The organism is Planctomycetia bacterium (genome assembly GCA_015075745.1).
Lineage (GTDB): Bacteria > Planctomycetota > Phycisphaerae > UBA1845 > UTPLA1 > UTPLA1.
The window spans coordinates 3135468-3156562 of the sequence record JABTTW010000001.1; the positions used below are offsets into that span (position 1 = coordinate 3135468).

Genomic DNA, 21095 nt, shown 5'->3' on the forward strand with positions numbered 1-21095 from the left:
TAAAACGCCTTGGAGAGTCGTTGTTTAGCGGCGTCGTCTGCGTCGCAGGCCGAAGATCCCGCTGAAGAGCAGCGGGGCCATCATCGCCGTGCCGGGGCCACATGCGCCGCCCGTCGCACCACAATCGGGTGTTGTCTGGGGCGGCGGCTCCGTCTCTAAACAGTCAGACACGCCGTTGCCGTTCGCATCCGTGTCGGCCACGCCGCAGCCGCAATCGCCGGCCGCGATCTTGTTGGGATCATCGGGGCAGTCGTCGTTGCAATCGGGAGTGCCGTCGCCGTCACTGTCGGTATCGGCCACGCCGCAGCCACAGGCGCCGGCCGCGATCTTCGCGGCATCATCGGGGCAGCCGTCGTTGCAATCGGGCGTGCCGTCGCCGTCACTGTCGGTGTCGGCCACGCCGCAGCCGCAATCGCCGGGGGCAACCTTCGCGGCATCATCGGGGCAGCCGTCGTTGCAATCGGGAGTGCCGTCGCCGTCACTGTCGGTGTCGGCCACGCCGCAGCCACAATCGCCGGGGGCAACCTTCGCGGCATCATCCGGGCAGCCGTCGTTGCAATCGAGAGTGCCGTCGCCGTCACTGTCGGTATCCGCCACGCCGCAACCGCAAACACCGGGAGCGACCTTTCCGGGATCATTCGGGCAGCCGTCGCAGGCGTCGCCGACACCGTCACCGTCCGCGTCTTCCTGACCGGGATTTGCAACGGCCGGGCAGTTGTCGCCGCCGACGTCGGCAAAGGCCGGATCGTTCGGGCAGGCATCCACGGCCGCGCCCTCACCGAATCCATCGCCGTCGGCATCGGCAAATCGCGGCTCGACGCCGCCGATCAAGGCGTCGGTGTCATCACAGTCATCCGCATTATCAGCAAAGCCGGGTTGATTCGGGCAGCCGAAGTCGATGTCGCTGCTGTTGCCAAGGCCGTCCATGTCCATATCGACGGGAATAAAGTCGGGATAGTTGGGATCGGTGTCGTCGCAGTCGAGGTCGTTGTCCGCGTTGTAGAGCGGGTCGCCCGGACAGACGATGCTCGAGTCGCTCGGGTCGCCGAATCCATCGCCATCGGCGTCGGCGTAGCGAAGTTCCGGCGCGCCGACCGTGTTGTCGTTGTCGTCGCAGTCAATCGAGCTGTCGACGCCGTCCATGTCCACGTCAACGGCGCGCACGACCTGAGGAGACGCGAGGCCGAGCATCATTGCGACGGCAAAAGTAACCCCCATCATTTTGGCAATACGATCAATACCGGCCATCACAAAGCCTCCAAAAAAATGCGCGAGCGAATACGCAAGACATAAGACGACGCCAAAGCGGCGGCGTGAAACGGTACCTTAACCCCATGACGAAGCGATGGCGAGAGGAATTGCGCTTCGCACTCCTAAGCATAACTGATTATCAGCTTAGCTCCTTGGAGGCGGGTCGTCAAGCATTTTACGACCCGGCAACCCCGCTGCGCTGCGCCGCCGACGATGACTCCGGGACAACGAATCTTCAAATGTGGTGGACGCGTCGCGTGACACGATGGTACTCGTAACAGTCCGATACGAATGCCATTGGGGGACCCCGTTTTTCGTTTTACTCCACCCCGAAAATCCGGAAGCCCGCTCATGATGGTGCGCGCGATCTTGTATCATCGACAAGGCGCCCCATCGCATGCACCTGGGACCAACATCCAGCCTCGTCGCTCTTCGACGGCAAAGTCGGGGCCCGGCCACCTGAGTTGCGTCTACCAAATATACATGATAGGAATTGACACCTGACTTGGCGAAAAAGTTTCCAGAGGTAAATATTTCCGGCGGAAATCTACCGTGCCCCGCCTGGAATCGTCAAGGGAATGGCCGTTGCGCCGTTGCGAAGGCTCTTAATGCCTTCTTCGTGGATTGATTATCGTAGCCCAAAAAAATCGCGCACCCCTCCTATTGGGGGAGGTCGAAGCGCCATATTCGGGCTGGGGGGGATTGAACCGAACGAGCCCTTATGGCATACTGCTGATTGCAGATTCGGGACGGAAGTCGTTTATAACGATCCAACTCTTGCCTGTGGCCGGCAAGTTTGTGTGAATTCGTCGGGGGAGTTCGGCCATCGCGCCACTCTCGTTTTAACGCTGCAAGGGAGCGCCATCACAACGGAGTTACTTGTTTTGAACGAACTGTCTTTGGGGGACTCTGTACCAGGAGGCTCGCGGCGTCACGCAATGTGCGCCCCCCACGGATTCGGGAATGATTTACGAGGAGATGAAGAGATGAAGCTTTCGCGAAGACTGAGAACTTGTATTGTGTCCATCTGCGCCGCGCTCACCTGCGTCGCAGCCGTGACGTCGCAGACTTTCGCCGGTGCGCCCGACATTCGCATCAGCCAGGTCTATGGAGCAGGCGGCGGAACCGGCGCTACCTTCAAGAATGACTTCATCGAACTCCACAACCGTGGAACGACCACCGTCGATCTGACGGGCTGGTCCGTTCAGTATACGTCCTCAGCCGGAACCGGTTGGCAGAAAACCGACCTGTCAGGCTCCATCGCCGCGGGCGGCTACTTCCTCGTGGCCGAGGCAGGCGGCGCCATCGGCGCCAATCTGCCGACCGCCGATGTCTCGGGCGCCATCGGCATGAACGCCAACAGTGGCAAGGTCGCCCTCCTCAATACGACTACGATGATCGCGTTCGGGACAGGCTGCCCGGTCACGTCGATGACGGCGGGTCTCGTCGACTTCGTCGGCTACGGCACCGCCAACTGTTTCGAAGGCGCTGGCGCCACCGGCGCACTGGCCGCCGCGACCGCCGCCATTCGCAATGGCGCCGGCTGCGTCGATACCGACAACAACGGGGCCGACTTTACGGTCGCCCTGCCGGCGCCGCGCAACACCGCTTCTCCTCGCGTGTGCTGCATTCCGCCGGATTCCGATACCGACGGCATTGGTGACGCCTGCGATAATTGTCCTTTCGTCGCCAACAGCGGTCAGGAAGACGCGGACGGCGACGGCCTCGGCGATACCTGCGACAACTGCCCGAATGATGCCAATCCCAATCAGGAAGACGCCGACTCCGACGGAATCGGCGATGTCTGCGATGCCTGCCCGAACGATTCGGACAACGACGCCGATTCTGACGGCATCTGCGGCGACGTGGACAATTGCCCGACGATCTTTAATCCCGGTCAGGAAGATGCCGACTCCGACGGAATCGGCGATGTCTGCGATGCCTGCCCGAATGACCCGGACAACGATGCCGACTCGGACGGCATCTGCGGCGATGTGGACAATTGCCCGACGATCTTTAATCCCGGTCAGGAAGATGCCGACTCAGACGGCCTCGGCGACGTTTGCGATCCCTGCCCCGGTGACACCGAGAACGATGCCGACAGCGACGGCATCTGCGCCAACGAAGACAACTGCCCGAATGATGCCAACCCCGGCCAGGAAGACACCGATTCCGACGGCGTGGGCGACGCCTGCGACAACTGTCCGGACGATGCCAATCCCGGCCAGGAAGATGCCGACTCCGACGGCGTGGGTGATGTTTGCGACAATTGCCCGAACGACGCCAATCCGAATCAAGACGACGCCGACAGCGACGGGACTGGCGACGCCTGCGACGGCTGCCCGCTCGATCCCAACAAGACCGAGCCCGGAAACTGCGGTTGCGGCGTCGATGAAAACGCCGACTCCGACAGCGACGGCATTCAGGATTGCTTCGACAACTGCATCAACGATTCAAACCCCGGTCAGGAAGACGGCGACTCCGACGGCGTCGGCGACGTCTGCGACAACTGCCCGATGATTGCCAATCCCGGTCAGGAAGATGCCGACTCCGATGGCGTCGGCGATGTCTGCGACAACTGCCCTGATACTTCCAACAGTGATCAGGCAGATGGCGATTCCGACGGCGTCGGCGACGCCTGCGACAACTGCCCGATGGATGCCAATCCCGGTCAGGAAGATGCGGACTCCGACGGCATCGGCGATGCCTGCGACATTTGTCCGAATGATGCCGACCCCAAGCAACTCGATACCGACAGTGACGGCGTCGGCGATGCCTGCGACGGCTGTCCGGAAGATCCCAACAAGACCGATCCCGGCGTCTGCGGTTGCGGAAACGTCGAAACCGGCGATACCGATTCCGACGGTCATATCGACTGCATTGACAACTGCCCGATGGATGCCAACCCCGGCCAGGAAGATGCGGACACCGACGGTGTCGGCGATCTCTGCGATAACTGCCCGAACGATTTCAACCCCGATCAGGCCGACGTTGACATGGATGGTGTCGGCGACGCCTGTGACGGCTGCCCGATGGATCCGAACAAGACCGATCCCGGCACCTGTGGCTGCGGCGTCCCCGACGTCGGTGACATCGATACCGACGGCATCCTTGACTGCGTGGACAACTGCCCCGACAAGGCCAACCCGTTCCAGGAAGACGCTGATTCGGACGGTGTCGGCGATCAGTGCGACAACTGCCCGATGGATGCCAATTCCGATCAGACCGACACCGACGGCGATGGCGTGGGCGATGCCTGCGACGGCTGCCCGGAGGATCCCGATAAGATCGCTCCCGGCATCTGCGGTTGCGGCAGCCCGGACATCGACAGCGATGGCGACGGTCATCTCGACTGCAACGACAACTGCCCGATGGTGTTCAATCCGGATCAGATCGATCTGGACCATGACGGCATCGGCGATGCCTGCGACCCGACGCCTCCGAACACCCTGAGCCTCGAGGTTCCGCGGTGCGCCGGCGATCCGGGCGATACGATTCAGGTCGAAGTCTGGATGAGAAACCTGATCAATCCGGTCACCGGATTCTCAGCCTTCCTTTCGTACGACAGCGTCAACTTGACCTTTAACGGTGTTGATAGCTGCTACACCGAGTGCCAGGGCGCAGTGGATCCGCCCTGCGGCGTCGGTCCGTTCTTCGTCCACATTCCGTCGAACATTGCCAGCGCCCTCGGCTCCTGCACGGCCAACACGGCCCTGCTGGGTCTGTCCGGCGGCGTGGCGATTCCGCCGAACCCCATGAATGCCTGTACGCAGCCGTGGGGCCCCGGCCTCGCGCCGCGAGAAGGCGATGCCCTCCTGGCGATCCTCAGCTTCACGATCAGCGAGGTCGCTGATTGCAGCGCCCCTTCACCGGGAATCGACTTCACCAGTTGCGGTGCACTTCCTTCGACGCTGAGCTTCCAGGGTGCCCAGGTTACGACGGCGCTCATCGCCACCGGCGAGCTGACCTTCGACAACACCCCGCCGCAGCTTGACTGCCCCAGCTCGATTCAGATTCAGTGCGACGAAAGCACCGATCCCAAGGTCACCGGCACGCCCAAGACTTTCGATGCCTGCAGCGAAGTGATCCTGGATTTCGACGATGAAATCTTCCCGGGCAAGTGCGAGTCCGAGTACTCGATCTTCCGCATCTGGACGGCGACCGATTCCTGCGGCAATTCGGCCCAGTGCTCGCAGTCCATCACGGTTGTTGATACGACGCCCCCGGTTGTCTCCGAGTGCTCCGCCGACGGCGGCAGCGTCGATGCCAACTGCGAAGGCGTTGTCACCTTCTCGGCGACGATCAGCGACAACTGCTGTCTCGACCTGAAGAGCATCTTCGTCAACACGTTCGTCTCTGACGGTTCGGCCTCGCCGGTCGGCTCGCCCACCTGGAAGGCAACGGAACTGGGCCCGAACGAGTACCGCATTGACGGTAGCGTCGTGTACCAGGTCACCGGAGGCTGTTCGGCCGACATCCGTGTCGAAGTCGGCGCCTACGATTGCTGCGGAAACTTCTGCACCGGCGTCCCGCGAAGCGGCGGTTGCTGCTCCGCGACGGCCACGCTCAGTGACGATACGCCTCCGGAGATCTTCTGTCCCAAGGATGCTTCAATAGAGTGCGACGAATCCACCGATCCTCAAAACACCGGTTTCCCGTCCGTGAAGGACAATTGCTCTTCGAAGATCTTCCCCGAGTACTCCGATGAGGTTACGCCGGGCAAGTGCGAGGGCGATCTCTTCATCGTCCGAACCTGGACGGCCCAGGACGCCTGCGGCAACTCCGCAAGCTGCACGCAGACCATCACCGTTTCCGACACCACGCCCCCGGTCATTTCCGGCAAGGCCTATGGAAACGTCGGAGAGACCTGTGACGGCCTGGTGGAGTTCTACGTCAGCGTCACCGACAACTGCTGCATCGACTTGATCGACTCGGTCAGCGTCGACGCATCCGCAATGGGCGGTACCCTCGGCCTGGTGGACTTCTCCGTCAACCAGGGCAAGGGTTCGCTGATCGTCACCGGCACCGTCGAGGTCCTCGACCTGGTGGGTTGCTCGGCCGATGTCAGGGTCACCGTCACCGCGACGGATTGCTGCGGCAATTCGGCGATGGAGAACTTCGACGCGACCATCTCCGACAGCACGCCTCCGATGATCGTATGCCCGGCGGACAACGTGAAGTTGCCCTGCGGCTCCGACATCGATCCGTCACTCACCGGCGTGGCCAACGCGACGGACAACTGCTCCGAACCGGAGGAGATCGTGATCGAGTACAGCGACGAAGAGCAGGCCGATCCGCCGTGCGTCTTCCGCACCTGGACGGCAACGGATGCATGCGGCAATTCCAGCTCCTGCGTCCAGACGCTCTGCTTCGTCGATACCGTCCGGCCGGTCATCATGTGTCCGGAGACGATCTTCGTCGAATGCGACGCCGAGGTGCCTCCGCCCTCGACGAATCTCGAAGAGTTCGAAATGATTGGCGGCTCCGCTTCCGATGATTGCGGCTTCGTCGAGATCAACCTCCTCGACGAGTTCATCAGTTCCGGCGACGGCTGTGATACGCCGTTGATCATCGTCCGGATCTACGAGGCCCGCGACGCCTTCGACAACACCGCCACCTGCAAGCAGGTCATCATCGTGCAGAACACCCTTGCCCCGGTCATCACCGGCGAGGATCCTGCCCCGGTGATCGTCGATCAGCAGTGTGTCGGCTACTTCGAGTTCCACGCGAACATCACCGATTGCTGCGTGGAGCCCAAGACGGTCAGCGCCCAGTCGCTCGACATGAACCTCATCATTGACGACTACGGCGTGGCCGAGGATGGCTCGGCCATCTGGGGCGCGGTTTTCGTCAATCTCCCGTTCAATGCGTGTGAATACACCGCCCAGCTCCAGATCCATGCCGAGGATTGCTGCGGTCTGGCTGCCAAGCCGCTGATCCTGAACCTCACGGTCAGCGACGAAACCGGTCCTCAGATCGACTGCCCGCCGGATTACGTCCTGGATTGCGGTCAGTTGCCCGATCCGAAGATCACCGGCTTCCCCAAGGTGTTTGACAGTTGCTCCAACGCCACCGATGTGTCCTACGAGGACAGCGAGGAAATGGGCGGTGGCGGCGATCCGTTGGCCGGTGGAACCGAGCCGGTCAATCCGTTCATCATCCGCACCTGGACCGCGACGGATGCGTGTGGCAACACCTCAACGTGCACCCAGATGATCACGTTGAACGACGCCACGCCGCCGCAGTTCGTGTCCTGCATAGCCGACGACACTGAGGTTTTCGACCTCCTCAGAGGCGACCTATGCTGTGCCGAAGTTGAGTTCTCCGCCGAGATTCGCGACCTCTGTATCGATCTCAAGGGTTGCGACTCCTGCAACAACGGAAAGCTGATGGCCGGCGGCGATGGTCAATTCTTCTGTGATGCGATCAGCGTCTCGGCGGATGGGCCGTTTGGCTACATCGATGACCCGTGGTTCTGCGTCGAACAGGACCCGAAGGATTCGACTCTGTATCACGTCAGCGGCTTCGTGTACGTCTGTGAGATACTGGAGTGCCCGGCCCCGCTGGAGATCACTATCACCGCGTCGGATTGCTGCGGCAATTCGAACTTCTGCGTTGCCACCGGCAATGTGACCGACACCGTGCCGCCGCAGTTTGACAACTGCCCGGCCGAGCCGATCGAGGTCGTTGCCGATCCCGGCATATGTGAGGCGTTTGTCGAGCTGCCGGAACTCTTCGCCTTCGACAACTGTCCGAATGGCGAGATTGACCGCGGCTTTGGCGGCGTCGATGTCTCCTGTGATACTCAGAGTGGTGTCTTCCAGGTCGGAACCACCACGGTGACCTGCACGGCCACCGACCTCTGCGGTAACACGGCGACCTGCACCTACGACGTCGTCGTCAGCGGTACGAACCAGATCAGCGCGACGGTGGTCCTCAACGGCGTTAACGCCGGAGCGGGCAAGACGCGCTGCATCAAGTTCGTGCCCAAGACGCCGGCCGGCTGCATCGATCCGATCAGCGTAACGGTCAACTTCACCGGCAACCCCGCCACCGGCGTGGGCGTCATTGAAGTGCCCTGCGGTGAATACATCGCGATCTGTGCCAAGGACGAGCAGCACACGCAGTGGGATACCCAGGCCCTGATGGCCGTGGGTAACGAGTTTGTGACCAGCTCGAACCTGGTCCTCATCGGCGGTGATACGGATAACGACAGCGACGTTGACATCAACGACCTGACGTTCTTCCTCTTCACCTTCAACCTGCCGGCTGCCGATGGCGGCTGTCCGTACGACGGTGCCACTCGCGATGCCGACTTCAGCCTCAGCGGCTTCGTCGGAAACGAGGACCTGGCCTTCTTCACTAACATCGTGACCGGCTTCCCGATCCAGCCGACCTTCTGCAACTGCCAGCCGCCCGCCCTCAACGGCGTGGCCGCCGGTGGACGTGGAACTCCGGCTGAACTGCGGGTATCGCTGCCGGTGTCTCAGTTGAAGCCCGAAATCGCCGCCGTGGTGGACTACAACCGCGACGGAACGTTCGATCATCATGACGTTCGAATCTTCGAATCGTCGCACGGTCTGACTCACGACCTGTCCAACCGCATGAAGGCGGTCGGAATGATCTCAGGTGTGAAGGCCCGGCCGGCGCTCGGTCGATAGACTCGAAGTGGTTTTTCCGGTGCCGTGGATCGCGATACCCTCGCGATCCACGGCGCTGACTTGTGTTCTGGATCTGGGGGGATCTGGTAACGGCCCACGCCTCGCACGGCGCCGTCGTTTCAGGGAGCGAAAGATTATGCCAGCGATTCCTTCCATCCTCTCAGTCATTGCAGCATCGTCGCGAAAAGCAGCCCGCAGATTACTGCCGGTCTTTCTCGCGGCGTTCCTGCTCGCTACGCCCGGCGTTGCCTCCGCCGGATACGACCTCGTCCTACTCCCGCCGGTCACGGTCAGACCGATCGAGCCGGGCATGGACACGATCATCGACATCGAAATGCGCATCGTCTGGGACGGCACGCTTTCCGATCCCCTTTGTTCAGACCCGACCCCCGGTGAAATTTTTCAGGCGATCGACGCCATCATCACCTGGGATCCGGCGCACTTGGAATTGCTCACCTCCGACGTCGCCACCGCGGATTACTTCTGGGATTTTGAAGGCATTTTCCCGGGAGAACCCGACGGCTGGAACAACGGCAACGACGGCGATGCCCTCTGGCAGGCCGGCGCCTTCGGACAACTTGTCGCAGTCGGCGGCAACGGCCGACGCGCGACGGTCTGGCGATTCAAGGCCCTCTCCGCCACCAACAAGACGACCGTGGCCTTGCTCAATGCGCCCGGCGCCATCAACAATACCGACCTCGTCAACTGCAACTTCCTCGAAGTTGTCCCGGGCCTTTCTTCAGTTTCCATTCGCCTGATCGACTGCCCCAACGTGGGCCCGGACACCGATTCAGACGGCTTCCGCGACGCCTGCGACAACTGTCCCGCCGTTGCCAATCCCACTCAGGAAGACAGTGACGGCGACGGCGCCGGCGATGCCTGCGACGGCTGCCCGGACGATCCCAACAAGACCGAGCCCGGTGAGTGTGGTTGCGGTATGCCGGAAGGCGACCGCGACAGTGACGGCACCCCCGACTGTGTCGACGGCTGTCCCGATGATCCCAACAAGATCGCGCCCGGCGCCTGCGGCTGCGGCGTTCCCGATACGGATACCGATTCCGACGGCACGCCCGACTGCGTTGACGGCTGCCCCGATGACCCCAACAAGATCGAACCCGGCCTCTGCGGCTGCGGCGTATCCGATGCGGACACCGATTCCGACGGCACGCCCGACTGCAATGACGGCTGCCCGACCGATCCAAACAAGATCGAGCCCGGCGTTTGCGGCTGCGGCTCCCCCGAGACCGACACCGATTCCGACGGCACGCCCGACTGCATCGACGGCTGCCCCATCGATCCCAACAAGACGGCCCCCGGTGAGTGCGGCTGCGGTAACCCCGAGACCGGCGACACCGACTCCGATGGCGTGGCCGATTGCAACGACGGCTGCCCCGATGATCCCAACAAGACCGATCCGGGCGAATGCGGTTGCGGCACGGCCGATACCGACACGGATTCCGACGGCGTCGCCGACTGCATCGACGGTTGCCCGAACGATCCCAACAAGATCGAGCCCGGCGAGTGCGGCTGCGGTAATCCCGAAACGGGTGACTCCGACTCCGACGGCGTGGCCGATTGCAACGATGGTTGCCCCGATGATCCCAACAAGATCGAGCCGGGCGTCTGCGGCTGCGGCAATCCGGATGACGATTCCGATTCCGACGGCGTCCTCGACTGCGACGACGGCTGCCCCGACGATCCGAACAAGACCGAGCCCGGTGAATGCGGCTGCGGCTTCCCCGAGACCGACACCGATTCCGACGGAACCCCGGACTGCATCGATGGCTGCCCGGATGATCCGAATAAGATCGAGCCCGGCGAGTGCGGTTGCGGAAACCCCGAGACCGGCGACACCGACTCGGACGGCGTGGCCGACTGTAACGACGGCTGCCCGGAAGATCCCAACAAGACTGACCCCGGTGATTGTGGTTGCGGCGTACCGGATGGCGACCGCGACATGGACGGCACCCCCGATTGCAACGACGGCTGCCCCGACGATCCCAATAAGATTGCCCCCGGCCAGTGCGGCTGTGGCATGCCCGACACCGACACCGATTCCGACGGCACGGCCGACTGCAATGACGGCTGCCCGGAGGATCCGAACAAGATCGAGCCCGGCAAGTGCGGCTGCGGCCTGAGCGACACCGGCGATACCGATTCAGACGGCACGCCCGATTGTCTCGATGGCTGTCCGCTCGATCCCAACAAGACCGATCCGGGCGAGTGCGGCTGTGGCGTGTCGGATGACGACACCGATTCGGACGGCGTCCCCGACTGCGTCGACGGCTGTCCGAAAGATCCGAACAAGATCGAGCCCGGCGAGTGCGGTTGCGGTAACCCGGAAACGGGCGATACCGACTCCGACGGCACCGCCGACTGCAACGACGGTTGTCCGGAAGATCCGAACAAGATCGAGCCCGGCGAGTGCGGCTGCGGCAACCCCGAAACCGGCGACACGGATTCCGATGGCGTTGCCGACTGCAATGACGGCTGCCCGGAAGATCCAAATAAGATCGATCCCGGCGTCTGCGGCTGCGGTGTTTCCGACGCCGACACCGACTCCGACGGTACGCCCGACTGCAACGATGGTTGTCCGGAAGATCCGAACAAGATCGATCCCGGCGTCTGCGGCTGCGGTGTTTCCGACGTCGACACCGACTCCGACGGTACGCCCGATTGCAACGATGGCTGCCCGGAAGATCCGAATAAGATCGAGCCCGGCGAGTGCGGCTGTGGCGTTGCCGACGTCGATTCCGATTCCGATGGCGTCCTCGACTGCAACGACGGTTGTCCGAAAGATCCCCTCAAGATCGAACCGGGCCTCTGCGGCTGTGGCGAAGATGACACCCTCGACTCGGACGGCGATAGCGTGGTCGATTGCATCGACGTCTGTCCGTTCAATGATCCGAGCCTCCGCGTTCGGCCCGACGGCCGGCCGCGGTTCGACGTAAACCTGGACTGCGAGGTGGATATTGATGACTGGTCACAGCTCCAGGCAGAAGGCACCAAGCTTCCGGCCTGCTCGAGTGGCGTGGCCGCGTCTCTCTCCGCCACGATCCTGGGATTTTTCTCGATCCGGCGGAGAAATCGCCGTAGCCGAGGGGTATAATCGGGGGTTCATGCCCGGCGACTTATAGGGCTACTCCCTGATTCCGCCCGTTCGCTTAAGAGGGCCCCGGGTCATGTGAACGCAGGTCGCACGCCGCAAAAGGGCGCCGCGCCTCGTTCACATGACCCGGTCTGCTGAAGGCCGGCTTCCCGCGCCGGTGCTGGGGGTGTTTTGGCTACTTTGTTCGCTTCGCCCGTTTCGTGCTTACGGACAAAGCAAGGGAGTGTTGACCTATGAGGCTCAGGATTGAATCGTCCAGGAAGAGTGTTTCCGCGTCTTTTGCCATCGTTACCTCGCTGGCTGTAATGATGATCCTGCCCGGCATCGCCTCGGCGAATGTCGATCTGGTGCTTTCCGCGCCGGTGACGGTAGTGCCCGTTGAGCCCGGCTCCGATACCATCGTCGAAGTTCACCTCCGCGCCGTTTGGGACGGAACGATCGCCGATCCACTCTGTCAGGATCCCCCGATAGGCACGCCGACCGGAGAGTTCTTCCAGTCCATCGACGCCATCGTCCAATGGGACCCCGCGGTCCTCGAGCTGCTCGGAAGCGACAGTTCGACCGCCGACTATGCCTGGCTGCTCGATGGCTTCTTCCCCGGCGACCCCGACGGCTGGAACAACGGCAACGACGGCGCAGCCCTTTGGCAGGCCGGCAGCATGGGCCTGCTCAGCGCCGTCGGCGGTAACGGTCGCCTCGCCACCATCTTCCGGTTCAAAGCCCTGTCCGCTTCCCCCGGCACACAGGTGAGTCTTCTCGACGACGACCAGGCCATCAACAATACTGACGTCATCAATTGCAATTTCGGAAACATCGTCGGCGACATCTCCGCCGTCGCGACGATCCAGCTCATCGCCTGTCCCGACGCCGGCCCGGATACCGATTCTGACGGCTTCCGCGACGCTTGCGACAACTGTCCCAATGATGCCAACCCCGATCAGGCCGACGGCGACTCCGACGGCATCGGCGATGCCTGCGACGCCTGCCCGAACGACCCGACCAACGACGCCGACTCCGACGGCATCTGCGGCATCGACGACAATTGCCCGGACACGCCGAATCCGCTCCAGGAAGACACCGACATGGACGGGATCGGCGACGCCTGCGACAACTGCCCCAATGATCCCAATGTCGATCAGGCCGATACGGACGGCGACGGCGTCGGCGATGTCTGTGACCCGTGCCCGAATCGTCGGCCCGGCGACGTCAGCGGCGACGACCTGGTGAACGAGGATGACATCCCGTTCTTCGTCTTCGTGGCCCTGCAGCCGGACCTCTTCATCGGCAGTGACGAATTCTGTGCCGCGGACGTGAACGAAGACATGTCGGTCGACGGTCTCGACGTTCAGTTCTTCCTGGGCGTCCTGCTCGCCCCATGATGTGCGGCTGATCCAGCTATCATCGCCGTCGGCGTCGGCGCGCTTTTCGCGCCGACGTCAGCGGCGCCAGGCTTTTTGCCCGCGGCGCTCCTGCCTTTCTTGCAGCCCCTGTCAGTGACAAACTGGCCGAATCCGGTTTATCCGGTCTCTCCGGCGATTGCCGCAAATCATTGATTCACAGTCATTTACTCACCGCGTGATCCGCCTGCCCCCGGCCGTGGCACGCTCGTTGCCTCTCTTATCAGTGTCCCGCCACGACTGTCGTGGCATTAGCGTTTCAGGCCTTGTGCATCACAGGAGGACTTTGAGATGTTGGCGAATCGATACACGTTTCCAATGGTTGGAAGGCTCGGACAGGAAATGGACGGTCTGTTCAATTCCATCTTCGACGGTGACTCCGTCTATCCGTTTCGCAGGCGCGCCTTCCCGGCGGTCAACGTCTGGGAGGATGCCGATTGTCTCTATGCCGAAGCGGAAGTGCCCGGCCTCGCGATGAGCGATCTCGAGCTCTTCGTCGTCGGTGACGAGCTGACCATCAAGGGCCAGCGCGGCGATCAGAAGTCGGAAGTCGTCTCTTACCATCGGCAGGAGCGCCCCGCCGGAACGTTCGCACGCGTCCTCACGCTGCCGTATCCGGTGAACTCCGAAAAGGTCGAGGCCTCCCTGAAGGACGGCGTCCTGACCATCGTGCTCCCCAAGGCCGAAGAGGCCAAGCCGCGAAAGATCCTGATCAATTCGTAACACGCCATCGTGTTCGGGTTGGGCTGGTTGCGGTTTTTGGAAACAATCACGCCGGGGTGAACCGCCCTCGGTGTCAGACATTCGAAAGGAAGGCGTATCATGGTCTGCGATATTGTCAAAAACGAAAACAAGAATGAAAACGAGTCGTCGGCTGCCCAGGCCGGGCGATCCGAAAGCGCCCGAACCTACATGCCGGGCTGCGACGTCATCGAAAAGGAAAATGAGCTCGTGCTCATGACCGACATCCCCGGCGTGCGCGCCGAAGATATCGAAGTCTCCTTCGAGCGCGGCCTGCTCACCATCCATGCCGCCGTCAGCCCGACGCGCGAGGCCGGCCGTAAGTACCTGCACCGCGAATACGGCGTCGGCGATTACCACCGGTCTTTCCAGATTGGTGAGGGGATTGACGCCGGGCGCATCGAGGCGGACTTCAAGAACGGCGTCCTGACCCTGCGCCTGCCCAAGTCGGTCGACGTCCTGCCAAGAAAGATCGCCGTCAAAGCGGAGTAACCCACCGCCTCCGTCGAGGCTTCGAGCAGCACGCGTCAATCCGATCGTGCCTGCTCGAGGCCTCACACCCGGCGGGGCCCGCATTCTCACATGAGATCGACTACTTCATCCAGCGCGAGCCGGCCTTGCGAAGCTTCTCCGCCATGTTGGTCTTTTCCCAGGTGAAGCCCGGACCGGTTCGGCCGAAGTGCCCGTGTGCCGCGGTCTCGCGGTAAATGGGCCGCTTCAGGTTCAGATACTTGATGATCCCGCCGGGCGTCAGGTCGAAGTTTTCCCGCACCAGGGCTTCGATTCTCTCCTCGGGAATCCGATTGGTGCATTCCGTATCGATCAGCACGCTCACCGGGTCCGCGACACCGATGGCATAGGCAAGTTGAACCTGGCAGATATCGGCCAGCCCGGACGCCACCACGTTCTTCGCGACGTGCCGCGCCATGTAGGTCGCCGAGCGATCCACCTTGGACGGGTCCTTGCCGGAAAAAGCGCCGCCGCCGTGCGCGCCGCGTCCGCCGTAGCTGTCCACGATGATCTTCCGGCCCGTCAGGCCCGAGTCGCCGTGTGGACCGCCGATGACGAATCGACCCGTCGGATTGATGTGGAAGGTGATATCGTTGCTCCAAAGCTCGGGGCACTCGGCCAGGCACACCGGCTTGATGACCTTCTCGATGATGGTCTTCCTGAACTTGTCGTTCACGTTGCCCTGGCGGTCGAGCAGCTCCGGCCGCTCCTGATGCTGCGTGGAGATGACGATCGTCTTCAGCTTCACCGGCTTCGACCCGTCGTACTCGATCGTTACCTGGCTCTTGCTGTCAGGCCGCAGCCACGGGATCGTCCCGTCCATCCGAACCTCGGCAAGCTTCTCCACCAGCCGGTGCGAAAGGTGAATCGGCAGCGGCATCAGCACCTTCGTCTCGCGACAGGCAAAGCCGAACATCAGCCCCTGATCGCCGGCGCCCTGCCTTTTCTTCTTGCCCGCCGTCACACCCTGGGAGATGTCCGCCGACTGGCTGTGAATCGTGCGAATCACCGCGCAGCTCTTATGGTCAAACTGGCAACCCGGATCGGTATAGCCGATGTCCGCGATCGTCTGGCGGATGTCCGCCTCGATGCCGCTCAGTGCCAGCTCGGCCTCCTTGTTATGAACCGTGACCTCGCCCGCCACAACGACCAGACCGGTCGTCACCAGCGTCTCACACGCCACACGGGCATTGGGGTCCCTGGAGATCAGCGCATCCAGGACCGTATCGCTGATCTGGTCGGCGACCTTGTCGGGATGACCCATGCTGACAGATTCCGAAGTGAAAAGGTGCCGTCCGCGCCGATGCGTTCCGTTCGATCCCACTGATAACTCCTTAGCGATGTATGCTTCCTGCGGGGGCGACCAGGCCCCCGGGGGCCGTGCCGTTGCGGCGCTTCATGGACTGGCCGCCGCTCCCTACAATTGCCGAATCGATCAATATAGGCAGGGGTCGGGTCCGAGGCAAGCCTCCGGCCGCCAAACCCCGTACCCCCCGATCCGAGGTCTTAATGAATAAACGAATCTGCGTGGTCGGAGTGGGTCGCTGGGGAAGCCGTCATGCCGCCACGCTCCACGAACTGGGGGCCCTGGGCGGTCTCGTCGATTCAGACGCCGATACCCTGGCCCGCGCCGCCCGGTCGTATCCATCCGCCATGGCCGCGCCCGACCTCGATGTTGCGCTCCGTGAAGGCTTCGACGCCTTCGTCGTGGCCACCCCCGCCCAGACCCATTTCGACGTCGCCAGTCGCATCATCGAAGCCGGTCACTCCGTCCTCGTCGAAAAGCCGCTGGCCCTGGGCGCCGCCGAGGCGCGCCGCCTCGTCGAATCCGCCGCGAAGCACCGCGTCAATCTCATGGTCGGCCACGTCCTCCTCTTCCACCCCGCCATCCGCCGCATCCGCTCGCTCATCAGCGAAGGGAAGATCGGCAAACTCCAATACATTTATAGCAACCGACTCAACCTCGGCACCGTCAGAACCGAGGAGAACATCCTCTGGAGCTTCGCCCCGCACGACATCTCCATCTTTCAGCATCTCATCGGCACGCGACCGGTCGAGGTCGTTTCGCGCGGCGCCGCCTTCCTGCAAACCGGCATCCACGACTCCACCCTCACGAGTCTGCGCTACGCCGACAACATCTCCGGCCACATCTTCGTGAGCTGGCTGCACCCCTTTAAGGAGCACCGCCTCGTCATCATCGGCGCCAAGGGCATGTTCACCTTCGAAGACAGCGCCGACGGCGGCAGGTTGCTCTTCTACGAAAAGGGCATCGACTGGATTCGCGGCGAGCCGATCCCGCGCGAAGGCGCGACCGAGGTCATCGACTTTGAGCGGCGCATGCCCCTCACCGCCGAGCTTGAGTATTTCATCGATCGCCTCGATGGCGGCCCGCCGCAGATCGCCGATGGCAAAAGCGGCGTGGAAGTCCTCGAGATTCTCGAAGACGCCACCAGCAGCCTGCTCTCCGGCGTCGAAGTCCGCCCCCGTCGGTCACAACAAACCGGCTACTACGTCCATCCCTCCAGCATCATTGATGAAAACGTGAAGATCGGAGACGGAACGAAGATCTGGCACTTTTCCCACGTCCAGCCCGGCGCGCGGATCGGTTCGCACTGTTCCATCGGCCAGAACGTCAACATCGCCTCAAACGTCCGCATCGGCGATCACTGCAAGATTCAGAACAACGTCTCGGTCTATGAAGGCGTCGAGTTGGAGGACTACGTCTTCTGCGGCCCGTCGATGACCTTCACCAACATCCGCGATCCGCGCTGCAAATACCCCCAGCGTGGTTCCGACCACTACGTGAAGACCGTCGTCCGCTGCGGCGCGAGCATCGGCGCCAACGCCACAATCGTCTGCGGGATTACTCTAGGGCGTCACTGCTTCATCGCTGCCGGCGCCGTCGTCACCGCCGACGTCCCCGATTACGCCCTCATGGTCGGCGTCCCCGCGAAACAGTCCGGCTGGGCCTGCGAATGCGGCGAGCGCCTCGGCCGTGTCAAAAAGTCCGCCAGGTGCCCCCGCTGCGCCAAGCAGTACAACCTCCTCCGCGGCAAACTCCAACCGGCGACAAAGTCATCCGGCCTACCAAAAAATCGCGTCAAGACATCAACGAAGCGCGCCAAAAAACGAAAGTAATCCGCGCACTCCCTGTACTCCGCCCCGCGCATCCCCGTAGCGCCACCCCTTGTGGGTGGCGCGGGCTGCCGTGCACCCAAACTTCGTGCGTCGCCTCGCGCAAACGCAATCCCGAACTCCGTAGCGCCACCCCTTGTGGGTGGCGTCGTCGTCGTTGGCATTGTCATTCGCGCGACCGTTATCCCCACACAAATCTAGCCCCCGATCAATGACCGGCAACTCCCCTCCACCCATTAACCCGGCCAACAAATCCGCGCCCAATCGCATCCCTGCTGTACCCGCCCGACATTTTTGGACGGGCAATCCATCATTCGACAACGTTTGATTCGTCCCGATCCCGCGAATAGAATTCACGCATGGTCCGATCGCTCAAAGACGCCCTGGATCGCATCAACCAACTCCCGCAGGAACAGCAGGAGGAGTTCGCCGCCTTCATCCTCTCCGAGTTGCAGGCCGAGGAGCGCTGGGCCGGCTTGCTTTCCCGATCAACCGACACGCTCGCATCCATGGCGAACGAGGCCCTTGAAGAACACCATCGGGGCGAAACCAAGTCATTCGAGTCGGACAGTGACCTCTCACACAACTAAGCGTTTTCGACGCCTCTTTGCCGAACTCCCGCGCGATATCCAGGAATCCGCCCGCAAGGCCTACCAGATATGGCGAGAAGACAACAGGCATCCCAGCTTGAGATTCAAGCAGGTCATACCTGTTCCTCCGACCTACTCCGTGCGCATCACACAGGCGTATCGCGCACTGGGTGTGAAAGCTGGTAGCTCGATCGTTTGGTTCTGGATTGGGTCTCACGACGACTACGAAACGCTCATTTCATCGAAATGAGTCTCAATAGAGCGACCCCTTCTCGCCGGTGTTAACCGCGCATCTCAGATCTGTCTCCGCTTTCGACCACTCAGATCCCCAAAATCCGCGCGCACGGAGCAAAAATCTCCTCTGCGATGCGAAGACCCCCCGCCTATTCCCGACGCACCCACCCCGTAGCGCCACCTCTTGTGGGTGGCGTGGGCTCTCGTACTCGCCGGCGTCGTGATCCGACTCGCGCAATCAATCGGTCTCGGTAATCCGATTCGTTCGCTTTTTACTCGATCCGAGCCGCGCGCGTCAGCAAGCGGTACCAGAAAATTCGGATCCCCAATCCCATCCACCGCCAAGCGCCGACGCAATCAGTGCCGCCGCCTCTGCATTTTCCTGGACCCTCTCGAATACCCCCGCGCAACCCCGCCGCCGCGCACCATTTCGACGTTTCGACTTTTCGATTTTTCGACGTTTCCACCTGCCGCCCCAACCCATGCCCGCCACAAGTGTTGGCACAATTCGCGAGAGGCCTGTGTCACCTTATGTCACCTTGGAATTGCCCCGCCCATCGCACGAAAAACCGCTACCGAGGGCCCTGGCCGTTCCCGCCGCCGAGTTGATCCAGCCTCGCCCGCGCGGCCGCATTTGTCGGATCGATGCGAAGCGCCGCGCGATACGCGTCCACCGCCGCCGCCGGCTGGCCCCGCCGCTCCAGCACCGACCCCAGCAGCCGATACCCCTCGGCGTCCCCCGGCATCAGCTTCAACGCCCGCCGAAGCGCCGCCTCGGCATCGGCCAGCCTGCCGACCTTTTGCAGCACCAGCGCGTAGTTCCGCCAGGCCCCGCCCTCCGGCACATCGTTCGACATCCCGGCGTCGTAGTGCGTCACCGCCTCGCCGTCGCGCCCCGCCATCTGAAGCGCAAGCGCCAGATTCAGATGCGTCCGCGGCAGCGCCGGATCGTCAACGAGAATCTTCCGGTAGAGGGCGATCGCCTCCTCCAACTCCCCCGACTGGGCCAGGCAATTGGCCAGATTATTCTCGATGACCGTCATCCCCGGCTTGATCCGCAGAGCTTCCTTGAAAAGCGAAATCGCTTCCTCAACTCTGCCGCTCTCCATCAGCGTCGTGCCCAGGTGGTCCATTGCCCGGTAGTTCTCCGGCCGCTCAGCGATGACCGACCGCCACATGATCTCGTCGCTCGCGTAATCCCGGTTCCGCAGGTGCGTGCGCAATCCAAGCAGCCCCGCGATGATCAGAACAACGACGAGAAACCCCGTCGCGCTGCCCGGCCGGATTCGACGCGCAACGGCATGAAGCGCAAGCACGAAGATCGCCACGAAGCAGACCAGCGGCAGATACATCCGGTGTTCCACGCAGAGGTCCGAGATCGGCACAATGCTCGAAGTCGGCGCGAGGATCAGAAAGAACGTCAGCACGACGAATCCGATCGCCCGCCTGCGAGCCATGAGAATCAGCCCGGCCACGAGGATGCACAACACCACGATCCCCGGAATTATCGCATCGCGAAAGTCCGTCACCGGCGGCCACAGGTAATCAAACACCAGCGTGTCCGGCCACGCGCTCAGCCGAAGATAGTGAACCAGCACCCCCGCCTGCGTGAGCACATACTCCTTCGGTGTCACGCTGCTGACGCTGAAGCCCACCGTCCCGGCCCCGTGCGTCTCCGGCCGAAACAAGAGCTGCACCAGCCCCAGGGCAAAGAGCACGCCCCACGTCGCAGCCAGCCCCACGTACAGCTTCCATCGCCGCATAAACGGCTCTTTCCACGTCGCCGATACGATCGCCCAGTCGAGCAGCAGCACCGCGACCGGCGCCGTCACCATGACACCTTTGCACAAGAGACCGGCGGCGCAGGAGACCACCGACGCCGTAAACCACACGCCGCGCTCCGCGTCCTGCTCACCGCGCAGGAAGCAGTACAGCGTCAAAACATAAAACAGCGACATCAGCGACTCACCGCGCTGAATAACGTAAGTCACCCCCTGCGTCGTCAACGGATGAACCAGCCAGAGCAGGGCGATGGCAAATGCAACAGCGGCATCGTGCCCGTCGGACTCCCGTTCCCGGCGTCGAGCCCGCAGAACCCGGCAGGCGAGCAGATAGATCGCCGCGCCGGTCGCCAGATGAATCAACAGATTGACAACGTGGTAGCCCGCCGGATCGAGTCGGCCGATGGCGAAGTTCACCGCCAGCGACAGATCAACGATCGGTCGTGCACTGTCTCCAAAACATTCCCACGGCGGCCAGAGCGATCGAATCTTCGGATTGCCGACGATGTGAACAAGGTCATCCAGCAGAAATGCCCCGCCCAGCGAGTTCGCCCAGGCGCAGCCAAAGATGAGCAGGGCGATTGCAATGGCCCAGACCGGCACTCGCGCGCGAACCGCCGCTTGCTCAGACGGAGTCGATCCCTTTCGTGGATTGCGACGCGGCGCGGACATGCCCGGCAATGTAA

10 protein-coding genes are annotated in these 21095 nt (G+C 62.5%); 7 read left to right on the forward strand and 3 right to left on the reverse strand.

Features of this window, described 5'->3' with window-relative positions; translation table 11 throughout:
- Positions 1–24 precede the first annotated feature (24 nt).
- Complete coding sequence (locus HS101_12410; GenBank protein MBE7507066.1) at positions 25–1248, reverse strand: hypothetical protein; 1224 nt, start codon at positions 1246–1248, stop codon at positions 25–27.
- Positions 1249–2237: 989 nt separating this feature from the next.
- On the opposite strand from HS101_12410, the gene HS101_12415 reads away from it, so the two are divergent.
- The 5 genes from HS101_12415 (at position 2238) to HS101_12435 (ending at position 14651) form a co-directional block, all read left to right on the forward strand.
- Positions 2238–8912 (forward strand): thrombospondin type 3 repeat-containing protein, encoded by a 6675-nt coding sequence (locus HS101_12415; GenBank protein MBE7507067.1) that lies wholly within the window; start codon positions 2238–2240, stop codon positions 8910–8912.
- A gap of 310 nt (positions 8913–9222) precedes the next feature.
- Positions 9223–12021, forward strand: coding sequence for a thrombospondin type 3 repeat-containing protein (locus tag HS101_12420; GenBank protein MBE7507068.1), 2799 nt, complete (start codon positions 9223–9225; stop codon positions 12019–12021).
- Positions 12022–12254: 233 nt separating this feature from the next.
- Positions 12255–13400 (forward strand): thrombospondin type 3 repeat-containing protein, encoded by a 1146-nt coding sequence (locus tag HS101_12425; protein MBE7507069.1) that lies wholly within the window; start codon positions 12255–12257, stop codon positions 13398–13400.
- Between the two features lie 309 nt (positions 13401–13709).
- Positions 13710–14141, forward strand: a complete 432-nt coding sequence (locus tag HS101_12430; GenBank protein ID MBE7507070.1) for an Hsp20/alpha crystallin family protein — start codon at positions 13710–13712, stop codon at positions 14139–14141.
- Between the two features lie 99 nt (positions 14142–14240).
- The gene (locus HS101_12435; GenBank protein ID MBE7507071.1) at positions 14241–14651 is read left to right on the forward strand and encodes an Hsp20/alpha crystallin family protein; all 411 of its coding nucleotides are present in this window, start codon (positions 14241–14243) and stop codon (positions 14649–14651) included.
- A gap of 100 nt (positions 14652–14751) precedes the next feature.
- On the opposite strand, the gene HS101_12440 is transcribed toward HS101_12435, so the two are convergent.
- Positions 14752–15933 carry a methionine adenosyltransferase gene (locus tag HS101_12440; GenBank protein ID MBE7507072.1) on the reverse strand — a complete coding sequence of 394 codons (1182 nt, stop codon included), beginning with the start codon at positions 15931–15933 and terminating at the stop codon, positions 14752–14754.
- A 245-nt stretch (positions 15934–16178) separates the two neighbouring features.
- Here HS101_12440 and HS101_12445 point away from each other — a divergent pair, with 245 nt between their 5' ends.
- Together HS101_12445 and HS101_12450 are read left to right on the forward strand one after the other, a co-directional pair.
- Complete coding sequence (locus tag HS101_12445; GenBank protein MBE7507073.1) at positions 16179–17807, forward strand: Gfo/Idh/MocA family oxidoreductase; 1629 nt, start codon at positions 16179–16181, stop codon at positions 17805–17807.
- 356 nt (positions 17808–18163) lie between these two features.
- On the forward strand, positions 18164–18394 hold the full coding sequence (locus HS101_12450) for a hypothetical protein (GenBank protein ID MBE7507074.1): 231 nt from the start codon (positions 18164–18166) through the stop codon (positions 18392–18394).
- An 806-nt stretch (positions 18395–19200) separates the two neighbouring features.
- On the opposite strand, the gene HS101_12455 is transcribed toward HS101_12450, so the two are convergent.
- The gene (locus tag HS101_12455) at positions 19201–21081 is read right to left on the reverse strand and encodes a tetratricopeptide repeat protein (protein MBE7507075.1); all 1881 of its coding nucleotides are present in this window, start codon (positions 21079–21081) and stop codon (positions 19201–19203) included.
- Positions 21082–21095 lie beyond the last annotated feature (14 nt).